Genomic DNA, 13,245 nt, shown 5'->3' with positions numbered 1-13,245 from the left:
GTCTGGTCAAGGCGCCGACCTCGTTCGACCCGACCACCAAGAGCGGTTACCCGCAGGCGGTCGCCCGGCGCCCTCGGGTGGCCGCCCCTCGGTGTCGCTATGGGTCAGTGCACGCTGACGGTGGCGCCGGGCAGCAGGCCGCGCAGTTCCTCGGGCAGCTCGGCACCCATCTCGTCGGCCAGCCGCAGGGCCTCCTCGATCAGGGTCTCCACGATCTGCCCCTCGGGCACGGTCTTGATGACCTGGCCCTTGACGAAGATCTGACCCTTGCCGTTGCCGGAGGCGACACCCAGGTCGGCCTCGCGGGCCTCACCGGGGCCGTTCACCACGCACCCCATCACGGCGACCCGCAGCGGTACCGGCAGGCCCTCCAGACCGGCGGTGACCTCCTCGGCCAGCTTGTAGACGTCCACCTGGGCTCGGCCGCAGGACGGGCAGGAGACGATCTCCAGACCGCGCTCGCGCAGGCCCAGCGACTCCAGGATCTGCGCGCCGACCTTGATCTCCTCGACCGGCGGCGCGGAGAGCGACACCCGGATGGTGTCGCCGATCCCCTCGGCCAACAGCGCCCCGAAGGCGACCGCCGACTTGATGGTGCCCTGGAACGCCGGACCGGCCTCGGTCACGCCCAGGTGCAACGGGTAGTCGCACTGCTCGGCGAGCTGCCGGTAGGCCCGGATCATCACCACCGGGTCGTTGTGCTTGACCGAGATCTTGATGTCCCGGAAGCCGTGCTCCTCGAACAGCGAGCATTCCCAGAGCGCCGACTCGACGAGCGCCTCCGCGGTGGCCTTGCCGTACTTGGTCAGCAGACGCTTGTCCAACGAGCCGGCGTTGACGCCGATCCGGATGGGCGTACCGGCAGCGGAGGCCGCCTTGGCGATCTCGGCGACCTTGTCGTCGAACTGCCGGATGTTGCCCGGGTTCACCCGCACCGCCGCGCACCCGGCGTCGATCGCGGCGAAGACGTACTTCGGCTGGAAGTGGATGTCGGCGATCACCGGGATCTGCGACTTGCGCGCGATCGCCGGCAACGCCTCCACGTCGTCCTGGCTGGGCACCGCCACCCGGACGATCTGGCAGCCGGAGGCGGTCAGCTCGGCGATCTGCTGGAGGGTCGCGTTGACGTCGGAGGTGAGCGTGGTGGTCATCGACTGCACGGAGACCGGTGCCCCACCACCGACCGGCACCGAGCCGACCATGATCTGACGGCTCGCCCGTCGGGGCGCGAGCGGTGGCGGCGGCACGGCGGGCATACCGAGACTGACAGCGGTCACTTCAAGCACTCACCTTGAGAAGATCGAGATCGGGTTGACGACGTCCGCGGTGATCGTGAGCAGCGTGAACGCGCCACCGATCAGGATCACCGCGTACGTGACGGGCATCAGTTTGAAGTAGTCGACGCGGCCCGGGTCGGGCTTGCGCAGGAGCGCGTACACCCAGGAACGGACGCGTTCGAACCAGGCGATGGCGATGTGCCCACCGTCCAGTGGCAGCAGCGGCAACAGGTTGAACACCCCGATGAAGAAGTTCAACGAGATGAACAGCATGATGAACAGTTCCCAGGCGTCGTTGGCCACCGCCTCACCACCGAGGATGCTGGCGCCGACCACGCTGATCGGGGTGTCGATGTCCCGCTCGCCGCCGGTGATGGCGGTCCAGAGGGCGGGGATCTTCTCCGGGAGCCGCTGCAACGCCTGCGCGGTGGCGACCGCCATGTCACCGATGAAGGTGCTGGTCGCACCGATCGCGTCGATCGGGCCGTGGGAGACCAGGCCGGGGGTGGAGACGACCAGACCCACGCCGAGCGCGGAGACCTCGGTGACCGGCCCGTTCGGGTCGTCGATCGGTGGGCGCTTGGTGGTGGCCAGGGTGGTCTCGGCGGTGCCGGGCTGACCGTCGCGGACGTACCCGAGGGTGGCGGTGCTGCCCGGCGTGGTGGTGCGCAGGGTGGTCAGCAGGTCGCCGTAGCTGTTGATCGGCGTGCCGTTGATCGAGGTGATCCGGTCACCGTTCTGCAACCCGCCGGCACCGGCCGGGCTCGGCGCGTCACCGGCCTCGCAGACCCGGTAGGTGGTGTCCGGCAGGACGCACTCCTGGATCGCGATCACCGCCGGCTCGGCGCGGATCTGCTCCTCGGTGCTCGGGAAGTTGGGGTTGGGCAGGCCGAACGTCATCGCCGCCAGCCAGGCCGCGAAGATCGCCAACCCGAAGTGGGTGATCGAGCCGGCGGACATCACGATCGTGCGCTTCCACACCGGGTAGCGCCACATCACGCGCTTCTCGTCACCGGGCTCGACGTCGTCGTCCTGCGGCGTCATGCCGACGATCTTGCAGAAGCCGCCGAGCGGGATGCCCTTGAGGCCGTACTCGGTCTCGCCCCTCTTGAAGGAGAAGATGGTGGGGCCGAAACCGACGAAGTAGCGGGTGACCTTCATCCCGAAGGCCTTGGCGGTGATCATGTGGCCCGCCTCGTGCAGGCTCACCGAGATGAGGATGCCGAGGGCGAACAGCACCACCCCGAACGCGAACGACATCAAGCTCCTTCCACCGCAGCAGCGATGATCTCCTGCGCGTGCCCGCGCGCCCACGACTCGGCTTCGAGTACGTCCTCGACGGTACCCGGTTCGTCGAAATCGGGAGCGTCCTCCAACACCCGCTGTAGCGTGTCCACGATGCCGAGGAACGGCAGTCGCCCGGCGACGAACGCCGCGACGCATTCCTCGTTGGCCGCGTTGTAGATCGCCGGCCGGCAGCGCCCCGTCTCCCCAGCCGCCTTGGCCAGCGCCACCGCCGGGAACGCCTCGTCGTCCAGCGGCGTGAACTCCCAGGTGTGCGCCGTGGTCCAGTCGACGGCTGCGGTGGCGTCGGCCACCCGATCCGGCCAGCCCAGACCCAATGCGATCGGCAACCGCATGTCCGGCGGACTGGCCTGGGCAAGCGTCGAGCCGTCCACGAACTCGACCATCGAGTGGATCACCGACTGCGGGTGCACCATCACGGTGATGTCGGCGTACGGCACGTCGAACAGCTCGTGCGCCTCGATCACCTCCAGCGCCTTGTTGACCATGGTCGCCGAGTTGATCGTGACGACCGGCCCCATGTTCCAGGTCGGGTGCGCCAGCGCCTGCTCCGGCGTCACCGCCGTCAACTCGTCGCGCCGCTTCCCCCGGAACGGCCCGCCACTGGCCGTCACCACCAGCCGCCGCACCTCGCCCCGACTGCCGCCGCGCAGACACTGCGCCAGCGCCGAGTGCTCCGAGTCGACCGGCACGATCTGCTCCGGCCGCGTCACCGCCGCCTTGACCAACGAGCCACCGGCGACCAGGGACTCCTTGTTCGCCAGCGCGAGCGTACGCCCGGCGCGCAGCGCGGCCAGCGTCGGCGCGAGCCCCAGCGACCCCACCACCCCGTTGAGCACGACGTCGCAGGGCCACTGCGCCAACTCGCTCATCGCGTCCGGCCCGGCCACGATCTTGGGAAGCTTGAAGTCGCCGCTGGCCCAGCCCCGTCGACTCGCATCGGCATAGAACGCGAGCTGGAGATCCTGCGCGGCGGACGCCTTCGCCACCCCGACCGCCTCGACACCGAGTTCGAGAGCCTGGGCGGCGAGCAGCGCGACGTTACCGCCACCGGCACCGAGCGCCACCACCCGGAAGCGGTCAGGATTTCGCCGCACGATGTCGATGGCCTGGGTACCGATCGACCCGGTACAACCCAACAGCACAAGATCGCGGGGGGAGGTCACGCCGCCATTGTTCACCACGCCGCCTCGGTGCAAGGAAGGGCACCTTATTAACGCCTCCGGTAGAGCAGGGGTCCCTTGTTAACACCTGCACCCGAGTACACCGCTCGCCGTGCCGGCCGGCCGGACCACCGCAACCCGCACCGCACGCCATCAGAACAGGCTGGCCATCGCAGCCCCCCACCGCAGGGCATCGCACAGGCTTGCCATCGCTGCCCGCGCCACTGCGCCGCCCCTGACCACGCTCACGGCAACTCATACGCCGACAGGCCATCGCACAACCGGTCCGGCCACCGACGATCCGACGCTCGACCGTCCGGGACCCGAACTGCGCTACGTAGGTGCCGCCCGCCGGGCGTGCTACGACGAGGAGACTCGTCCGGCGAAGGGCGGTGGGTAGATCTGTTGTCGCTAGGACGACAACAGATCTACCCACCCCACCCCGACAACGCCTCAGGTCAGCCCGGCGATCAGAGATCCGGCGCTCACGAAGCTACGGTGGCACGCGATCATGGAGTTCCAGGTGATGCTTCGCACTAGTTCACGGCTTTTGTGCGTGCTCAAATCCATGATCGACGCGGGTGGTGGCGAGGTGCCGCGAACGGCGTCACGGTCACGCTCGACGCAGGATCGAGCGTGGGTGATGGCGGGGTACCGCGAACAGCGTCACGGTCGCGCTCGATGCAGGATCGAGTGGCTTCCCTTGCCCCCGGATACCACTCGATCCGGGATCGAGCGTGATCATGGGCGGGTCCGTGGCGGGTGCGGCGGGTGGATCGGGGTTCGCGCCGGACCGGACTGGCCGCTTCGGGCTGCTTCGCGGGTGTTCGGCGAGGTGTGGTCGGCGGTCGACTCAGCAGCCGGGTCCGGGGCCGGCATGAAGACGAGGGCGGTCGACTCAGCGGCCAGGTCCAGGACCCGTCGACGCGGCCTCGACCCCACCCAGGTGTACGCCTACCTCGATCGACTCGCCGACGAGATGGAACGCCTACGCCGCGAACTCACCACCGCCACCACCGAGGCCGAGCGCATCCGCCACGCACTGCGCCAATGGCAGTCCCGGCAGAGCGTCGGCCGCCACGCGGACACCACTCACCATCGAGGGCCACGATGAGCGCACCATTCTGGATCATCCACCTGCCCACCAGGCTGACCACCCTGGACGATGCCACCGCCCTCGCCGTGGCCCTGCGCGACTCCCTCGGTCACCTCGCCGCCATCGACTTCGGCGAGACGACACTCAGCGAAGAAGACCGCCAGTTCCTCCGCCACCGAGTCTGGTGCGACACCCCACTCGACAACGGCGCCCGCTGTCACCACCCCAGCGGCCAATGCATCGCAAGGGTGGTCGACCCGGAGCAATAATGTCCGGGTAGCTGATCAGGTGCTCGTCGGTGGGTTGGCTTGACCCTCGCCGTTCGAGGTCGATCACGGGGCGGGGGACGGACTTTCCACAAGGAGGCAACAGATCGGCGGGAACAGAAGGCCGTGGCTCGCAACTCGACCGCAAGATCTCGAACCGACGACTCGATGAGTCACCTCTGGCTCCCTTCTCCGCCGACGCCACGGGCGCAACGACCTCCACTTCCACCACCGACTCAGTCTCCCCTACACCGAATCCCTCTTGACTCGGGCGATATCCGCATCCTCGTCCAGTGCGCTTAAGCGAACAGGCGAACGCTCATCGTCAATAACTACAGCGCGAACCACGGCGCCAACAACGGCAGCACGATCGCCTGAGGTCCACGCCGGATCCTTCGTGTTGTCAATAGATCCCGGCGTTCCATCTGGAAGCATCACGTCTAGTCCCCACTGCCTGACGGCGACCACAGTCACCTGAAACTCTAGATGAAGAATCGAACTCATAATTCACCTTCTACCCCTTTTTGGGTAACCAAGTACGGTTCAAGGTGAGTGCATTGAACTCACCTAGCCGATTATAGGGGATCTCGAACTCAATCCGAGGGGTTCCGCCTGGCCCCTTCCAGTCGTACCTCTTTGCCGCTTTCGGAAAACTTTCCAGGAACGATAGGTGCATGTCATACCGAATCATTCCAGACGCGTAAGGGCCCCGTCCTTGATACTCACTCGCAACACTTCTCTCGCCGAAATAGACAAGGTCGTTACCGCCCTCGACACGCGAAGATGGATTCGGACCATGGTCCAATTCATAGTCTTTGTCTACGACTTTCGGTGTGCGGTAGATAGAAATGAAAGAATCGCCGGCAGCCTCGGCGGCTGAACCGCCATTGTCGCTGCCGCTGGTGCCGCCGTTGCTGCGGCTCGATCCGCCCGACGAGCCGCCCGGCTTCGAGTCGCCCTTGCCGCCGCCGCTGGCACCCTTGCCACCGGCACCGCCGGAGGCTGCGGACGAGCCCTTCGGGTTGGACTTGGCCTGGGCTTCCTTCTGTGCCGGGTTACCCGTCTTCTTCGCCGACTGGGTTGCCTTGTTGCTTGTCGAGTTGACCTTGTCAGCGGCCTTCTTCTTGGCTGCCTGGGCGGCCTTCTTGGCCCGTTCGATGGCCAGCTTCTTGGCCTGCAACGCGGCGGCTTCCGCCGCCCGCGCCGCGGCCAGCACGATCTCTGCGGCCCGCTTCGCGGCCTGCCATGCCTGGATTGCGGCGATCGTTCGGTCGATCGCCCGGATCACCGCCGGGATCTTGCCCAGCTTCGCCCACGGGATCGCCCCGATGATCAGGCTGCCGCACGCCCACATGTCACCGCCGAAGCAGTTCATGGCGTCGTTGATGCCGATGAACTCCTTGAGGATGTACCAGGCCGAGTCGAGGACCACCGACATCAGCGACCGGCCCATGTTGGCCTGCGCCTGAGAGATCATCGCCGCCGACAGTCCCGCACCGGCCAGGGCCGCCGCCGTCTCCGACGCGGTCAACGCCAGCGACAGGCCGGACGGGTCCGAGTGGGTCACCGGGTTGTTGTGGGCGTACGTGTAGCCGTTGTTCTGGACCGGGTCGGTCAGGTCCAGGACCGGGTCGGCGGAGATGAACCGGCCCACCTCAGGGTCGTACAGACGCGCGCCCAGCGGCACGAAGCCGGACGAGTCGTCGCGTACCGCGCCGAGGAAGCCGGTGTTGGTGCGCATGTTCGCACCTACTGACGCGGCGCCACGCTGGTTGCCGAACGGGTCCTGCTTCCGGATCCGAGTCGTCATCCCGCCGGCGAGGACCACCTCCGCGTACGTGCTGCCCTGGTGGTCACCGGCGAGCGCCGCCAACGCCTGCGCGGCGGTGCCGATCACCTGCCGCGATACCGCACCACCCGGGGTGGAGTAGGTGCGCTGGGCGTCGATCGGCATGCCGCCGGGCTGCACGGTCAACTGCGCCTCGCCCAGGTTGAGCGTGGCCTGCTGGCCCTGCACGGTCAGCAGGCGGGTGCCGCCGGGACCGTAGATGTGCCGGGTCTCGTCCTGCGCGTTCCACTGCTGGCCCGCCGAACCGCTGGCGCAGGTGGCCAGCACGATCGGCGTGCCGTCTGCCGTGGCGTTCCCCTGTACGGCCAGACACAGCCCGGACGCGACGTGCTTCACCTGTCCCGTCGACAGGCGCTCCAGGCGTTGGTCGGCCGTGCCGTCACACCGCTGTAGACGCATCGCCGAACCCGCCGTGTTGGCAGCCGGTTGGACGCACCAGTCATCGTGCCCGGACAGGGTGCCCAGGTTGGCGTTGTTCTGGCCCGGGACCGGAGTGAAACTCCACTTCTGGGCCATCGTGCTGTTGCACGCCCACAGCTGGATCGGCCGGTTCGGCTCCGAGGTGCCGGAACTGAGGTCGATGCACTTGGCGGCCAGGCCGACGTACGGGCTGCGGCCCTTGCTGCCCGAGCCGGTGATCCGCTCGATCTGGCCGTCGTAGGTCCAGGTCAGTTCCTGCTGGTCGCCGTTGCTGGTGGAGGTGACCGACTTGGTCTCGCCGGTCAGCTCGTACAGCCGTGCGGCCTCGGAGACGATCGCCGCGCCCTGCGGGGTGGTGTACGTCTTGGTGACGGCGGACAGGGTGCGCGGCTGGGCCCCCTCCCGGCCGTACCCGTAGGTGGTCGCCAGCGGGGCGGCGGAGGTGCGGCCGGTCAGGTCCCGCTCGACCAGCTTGGTGCGGTTGCCCAGCAGGTCGTATTCGTATTCCTGCCAGTAGCCGGTGCCGTCGACGCCGACCGCCGCGTTGGGTGCGGTCGCGGTGCCGGGGCCGGCGTCGCAGGAGGTCTGGCTGTTGGACGTCCAGGCGTTGAGGAGTTGGCCGAGCGGGTCGTAGGTGAAGCACTGGCGCTCCGCGATCGGGGTCGCGTGCTCGCGGATCGAGGTGACGTTGCCGGCGTCGTCGTAACCGTAGGAGCGGTTGGAGACCAGGTGGTTGCCGGTGACCTCGCGGAAGACCTGCTGCCGGGTGAGGGCGCCGCTGGCGTCGTCGTAGTCGGCCATCGTCCACACCCGGTACGGCTGGGTGCCCAGGGTGGAGCGCAGCACCTGGCCGTACGGCGAGTAGATCGTCTCCGAGCCGTACCAGTCCTTGCCGGAGACCGACAGCGGCAGGCCGTCGGCGGTGTAGCGGACCAGCAGCTTCTCGCTGGGCAGCGGCCCGACCGCCGGCATGGTGCTCGACTCGGGCAGACCGGTGTCGGTGTACGTGTAGTCGTAGCGGTACTGCTGGCTCAGGCCCCAGGTGGTGGCGGTGGACTGCGGCAGCGTCAGCGTGGTCGAGGTCGGCTGGTAGTCCTGGGTGTAGCCGCCGATCGACTGGGTGTACGGCAAGCCGTCGGTGTAGCGGGTCGACGTCGCGGGCAGGCCCTTGCCGCCGGCCACCGTGTCGTAGGTGAACTGGGAGAGCAGGGTGCCGCCGCTGCCGCCGAGGCGCTGCTGGGTGGGGCGGGACAGCTCGTCGTACCCGTTCCACACCGTCACGCCACGGGCGTTGGTCGTGGTGAGCGGCCGGTCCCGGTGGTCGTAGGTCATGGTGGTGAGGCCGGTGTCCGGGTCGGTGGTCCGGGTGAGCCGGCCGCGCTGGTCGTACGTCCAGGTCCACGGCAGCGGGTTGGCGGAGTGGTCCGCCTTCACCAGTTGGCCGCGCGAGTCGTACTCGTAGCGCATCGAGGTGAAGTCGGTCTGGTCCGTGTCGCGGAAGGTGTCGACCCGGGTGGTGCGGCCGAGCCCGTCGGTGAAGAGGCGGTACGACGCGGCCCCTTTGGGGTTGGTCACGGTGGAGTGGTCGAGGCCGTAGCTGTACTTGGTGGCGCGGGCCTCGTCTTCGTTCCCGTTGAGCAGCGGGATTTCCTTGACCACCCGGCCGAGGCCGTCGTAGATGTAGCGGGTGGCGTTGGGCATGACCGTGTCCGACAGCGGCGTGAAGAGCTGGCCGATCGGCGACCCCTCGGCGAAGTAGGCGTTGTTGGTCTGCCAGACCTCGCCGGCCGAGTTGTAGAGCGTGTCGGTGACCAGCCGACCGCCGTTGGTCGCCTGCACCTGGGACTGCCGTTCCCGGCCCAGTCCGTCGTAGATGGTGACCGAGGTCTGGATGCGGTCCTCGTGGCCGCGGGCGAAGGTGGTGACGTACGGGGGCTTGCGGATGCTCTCGCCCGGGTTCTCCGGGTCGGGGGCGATCGGCGGCAGGGCGTACTCGGCGCGGAAGTCCGGCACCGACGAGGTCGACGGGGTACGCCCGGCGCCCCACGCCTTGACCAGACGGCCCAGCCCGTCGTACTCGGCGTGGCTGACACGGTCGTTCGGGTCGGTGGTCTTGAGCGTGACGCCCCGGCCCGGGTCCAGCTCACGGGTCTGCTTGTGCCCGAGGGAGTTCTCCTCGGTGACCGAGTACGCCTGCCCGCTGGCGGGGGTGTAGGTGATCTGGGAGACCTTGCCGTCCGGGTCGGTGCGGGTCCGCACCCGACCGACGGCGTCGAAGCTGGTGGTGCCGTCGTTCTGGAAACCGGAGCCGTCGGCCCTCAGCGACCAGGTCTGGGTGGCCAGACCGCGACTGCTCGCCGGCAGCGCCGCACCGTAGGCGGTGTCGTCGTAGGCGACCCGGCCGGCGGAGGCGAGCGAGGTCAGGTCGTCGAAGGTCGCGGCGGCGCAGGTCGTGGCGCTGCTGCGGATCTGCCGGGTCAGGCCGATGACGTGCTTGTCGGTGTGGTGCGCGTACTCGACGAAGGTGCAGGACTCGTCGCCGGTGCGGCCGGTGTCGCCGAGGGACTCGATCCGCTCCGGCAGGCCGTGGGTGCTCTCGTAGGTGGTCCTGGTCTCAACGGTCCGCAGGGTGCGGGTGTCGTCGCCGGTGCCGGACGACCGGGCCACCGCCTTCTGCCGGGTGTCGGTGACTCGCCACGCCTTGAGCGGGCTGAGGCCGTCGTCGCGGGGGCGGGAGGCGAGTTCGGTCGCCGTCGGGTAGGTGACGCTGCGGGTGAGCCAGTTGGCGTCAGCGTCACCGGCGCTGGCGTAGGTCAGCTCCTCGGCGACCCGGCCGGCGAAGGGCTCCCGGTCCTTGGCGATCTCCTCGCCGCTGCCCACGTTGTCCTTGACGGACACGGTGTCGCCCATGCCCCGGAAGTAGCGGGTGACGGACTTGGTCCGCTCGCTGCCCATCTCGGCGACGGGCGGGCCGGTGAGCACGGTGACCTGCTCGAAGCCGGCGAACTGGGAGTAGGTGCGGCTGGACTTCTTGGTGAACTCCGCCTCGGCCAGCCTCCAGCCGGCGTTCGCGTACTGGTAGGTCGTGACGGTGGAACTGGAGGCGCCGTCGATGGCGGGCAGCTCCTCGACGGATTCCACCACGTACTTGTGGAACCAGTCGATCTCGTCGTCGTTGGCCGGGTCCGGGTGCCAGAAGTTGGGGTAGCAGAGCCGGGTGTTCGACCTCAGCCCGGCGGTGTCGGTCTTGCCGGGTAGGCCGGTGCCGTCCGCGCAGGCGCCGGTGGGCTTCTTGTACGTGACGACGGTCTCGCCGCCGTACTCGTTGACGACCCGGGCGATGCGCAGCCGGGAGAAGCCGGGCCGGTTGTCCTTGCGGACCCGGTTGGGCATGTCCTCGGAGTTGTGCACGAACCGCACCGGGTTGAGCCGGACCGCGTCGCCGCCGACGCCGTACCCGGTGCGCTCGATCGACTCCAGCCACAGCGCGGTGTTCGTCCCGGTCCACTCCACCGGGAAGGACTGCGTGAGCTGGTACTCGTCCACCTTCTGCAGGGCGGTGGAGCCGCTGCGGCGCTGCGCGAAAGTGGTGATCTTGTCGAGCCGCTTACGGGTGAAGAAGGAGGGCGAGGCGTTCCAGCACTTCTTGCCCGCGACGCAGTTCAGGTCGGCCGGGGTGTCGTACCAGATGCGGTAGTCGTGCGGGATGTTGCTGTTGAAGTTCGACTCGGAACAGGTCTGGGAACCCTGGTTGTAGCAGCGTTCCGCGACGTCGAACGTGACGCGGGCCAGCGGTGGGGTCGCGAAGACGTTGTTGTTGGTGTTGCGCTGGCCGTAGTCGATGTTCAGCAGGTGGCCGCCGCGGTCGTACTCGACGGGCTTGGTGAAGTTGAAGTTCTGCGCGTAGCGGTTCCTCTCCTTCTTCCACCAGAGGGTCATCACGTTGCCGTGGATGTCCTCGACGTAGTCCAGCGACCACCGCCACCCCTGCTCACAGGCCGAGCCGGCCCAGTTCCCCGCCTTGTAGCAGTCCTCACCGGCGTGGTTGCCGTAGACCGGTACGGCGAGGACCGAGTTGGTGACCGGCGCTCCGGTGGTCCAGCCGGGCAGGCGGTGCAGGCCGAAGTGGTACTTGGTGCCGTCCCTGGTGGTGACGACCCAGTACTCGCCGTCCTCGTCGCCGTTGTCGAGGTTCGCGTTCTTGCGCAACTCCACCTTGGAGCCGTCGCCGTTGGCGGTGGTCCACGTCTCGGCCGACTGGTTCCAGACCAGCTCGGTGGTCATCCCGCCGAGGGAGAGGGTCGCGTTCTTCGAGCCCCAGCAGAGGTCGGCGGTCCGGTGGGTGGCGTTGTTGGAGCCGGCCTTCTTGGAGTCCTGACGGCAGTTGACGTAGGTCCGGGTGATCGAGCCGGCGGCGTAGTCCCAACCGTCGCCGATCCAGGACGCCTGGTTGTTGGTCGCCGAGGTACGCCCGTCCACCGACTGCGACGAGTACGACAACGCGACCTTCGGCGTCGGACCGCCGGCCGTCTCGGGCACCTGGACCTGGTACGAGTAGGTGAACGCGCCGGACGACGAACCCGCCGCCCACGAGCCGGAGAAGAGCAGCGGGGTGGCGGTGAAGTCACCGGCCGCCGAGGCGCCGGTGTCGAGCACGCCGACGACGCTGCTGCCCGACGCGGCGGACTGGGCGCCGATCGCCGACCGACCCGCCACCGGCGTGGCGTCACCGAGCAGCGCGCCGACCGGCAGGCTGCTGGTGACCATCCGGCGGGCGGGAGCGCCCTCCTCGACCCCGGCGACCCGTGCGCTGCGGGCGGCGGAGCCGGCGACCGGGACCAGCTCCACCTCGCTGGAGACGGTCTGACCGGCGATGCTCGCGGGGTCCGCCGTTCCTCGGGCGGCGTCGTCGGGGGCGCAGTCGCCGCCGTCGGGGTCGTCGAAGACGCAGTCGGGCAGCAGCATGACGCCGAACCGGTCGGCGGCCTGCGGGCCGTAGAAGTCGGCGAAGGGCGTGTAGTCGACGGTGAGGGCGACCTCGGCCTCCGGGTCGGCGGTGGCCGGCGGGGTGATCTTCATGATCAGGCCGGCCACCCCGGCGTCGTGGGACGCCTCGGGTGCGGCCAGGTCGACGGCCCAGGTGCCGGCGAGGGCAGCGGGATCGCCGCCGTCCGGCACGCCGAGCGCGACCGGCAGGTCGTCGACCGGCAGCGTCTCACCGGGCGTCACCCCGGTCAGGTCGACGGTGCCGCTGCCCTCTTCCCATGCCTCGACGGCCGTGGGCTCGTAGAGCTCCGACGGTTCCGGCTCGTCGGTGAGCAGGTTCGCCACCGCCTCCTCGTCGGGCGAGACCTGATCGACCTCCGGAATCTCCGGCAGCTCGATGGCGCCACGGCTCATACCCGGTCCGGGCTTCGCGAAGGCGGGCGCGGGCAGGGTCGTCACCGCCATGGTCATGGTGAGCGCCAGGACGAAGGTCGTACGGGCGGGACGACCCCACCGCCGAGCCAGCAAACCGGTACCACGCATGCGCGTCGACTCCCACCCAGGCGTCAAGACGAAAGAGGACGGTGCGGAAACCGCACCGGGCACATGCCAGGTGCGGCCCGTGCGTGAGCACCTTCCGTCAGAGCGCTGAGTAGCTCAAGGTCACCTAAAGTGATCAACATCGGGTTGGAGTGATCCCCGTCACGCCGCTATTGCCGCAGTGGATCTCCGATCGCCCCGAAGATCATCTAAACGAACAGATCCGCCATGTCCGACAGGCCGGACCCGCAAATCCAGACACAAGATCAAATTCCGGCGTTACGGCACATATTCAAGGAGTGAAGATCACGGATCGATAACGTTGACGGGATAGACGGGACGT

The 13,245-nt window shown here is 68.5% G+C and carries 6 protein-coding genes; 2 read left to right on the top strand and 4 right to left on the bottom strand.

Annotated elements, in window-relative coordinates:
• Positions 1 to 104: 104 nt before the first annotated feature.
• From ispG to dxr, 3 genes are read right to left on the bottom strand one after another with little or no spacing between them, the layout of a single operon-like run.
• The gene (gene ispG, locus ACWDVW_RS12560) at positions 105 to 1,277 is read right to left on the bottom strand and encodes a flavodoxin-dependent (E)-4-hydroxy-3-methylbut-2-enyl-diphosphate synthase (RefSeq protein WP_131052779.1); all 1,173 of its coding nucleotides are present in this window, start codon (positions 1,275 to 1,277) and stop codon (positions 105 to 107) included.
• A 9-nt stretch (positions 1,278 to 1,286) separates the two neighbouring features.
• Positions 1,287 to 2,537, bottom strand: coding sequence for a M50 family metallopeptidase (locus ACWDVW_RS12555; RefSeq protein WP_396745366.1), 1,251 nt, complete (start codon positions 2,535 to 2,537; stop codon positions 1,287 to 1,289).
• Positions 2,537 to 3,748, bottom strand: coding sequence for a 1-deoxy-D-xylulose-5-phosphate reductoisomerase (dxr, locus tag ACWDVW_RS12550; protein ID WP_449947438.1), 1,212 nt, complete (start codon positions 3,746 to 3,748; stop codon positions 2,537 to 2,539). Before dxr ends, ACWDVW_RS12555 begins: the two co-directional genes overlap by 1 nt.
• Before the next feature lie 874 nt (positions 3,749 to 4,622).
• Between dxr and ACWDVW_RS12545 the strand changes: the two genes are divergently transcribed.
• Positions 4,623 to 4,859 carry a DivIVA domain-containing protein gene (locus ACWDVW_RS12545; RefSeq protein ID WP_449947435.1) on the top strand — a complete coding sequence of 79 codons (237 nt, stop codon included), beginning with the start codon at positions 4,623 to 4,625 and terminating at the stop codon, positions 4,857 to 4,859.
• Positions 4,856 to 5,110 carry a hypothetical protein gene (locus tag ACWDVW_RS12540; RefSeq protein ID WP_449947432.1) on the top strand — a complete coding sequence of 85 codons (255 nt, stop codon included), beginning with the start codon at positions 4,856 to 4,858 and terminating at the stop codon, positions 5,108 to 5,110. The genes ACWDVW_RS12545 and ACWDVW_RS12540 overlap by 4 nt, the downstream gene beginning before the upstream one ends.
• 511 nt (positions 5,111 to 5,621) lie before the next feature.
• Here the strand turns inward: ACWDVW_RS12540 and ACWDVW_RS12535 are convergent.
• The gene (locus tag ACWDVW_RS12535) at positions 5,622 to 12,905 is read right to left on the bottom strand and encodes a ricin-type beta-trefoil lectin domain protein (RefSeq protein WP_449947429.1); all 7,284 of its coding nucleotides are present in this window, start codon (positions 12,903 to 12,905) and stop codon (positions 5,622 to 5,624) included.
• Positions 12,906 to 13,245 lie beyond the last annotated feature (340 nt).

It is taken from the genome of Micromonospora sp. NPDC003241 (genome assembly GCF_053589795.1).
Note: the sequence above shows the minus strand (reverse complement) of the source record. Positions and strands in the feature narration are given on the sequence as shown.

Excerpts from the sequence above, each read along its gene's own strand:
- ACWDVW_RS12555 (WP_396745366.1), bottom strand. The coding sequence starts at position 2,537 with ATGTCGTTCGCGTTCGGGGTGGTGCTGTTCGCCCTCGGCATCCTCATC.
- ACWDVW_RS12540 (WP_449947432.1), top strand. The coding sequence starts at position 4,856 with ATGAGCGCACCATTCTGGATCATCCACCTGCCCACCAGGCTGACCACC.
- ACWDVW_RS12535 (WP_449947429.1), bottom strand. The coding sequence starts at position 12,905 with ATGCGTGGTACCGGTTTGCTGGCTCGGCGGTGGGGTCGTCCCGCCCGT.
- ACWDVW_RS12545 (WP_449947435.1), top strand. The coding sequence starts at position 4,623 with ATGAAGACGAGGGCGGTCGACTCAGCGGCCAGGTCCAGGACCCGTCGA.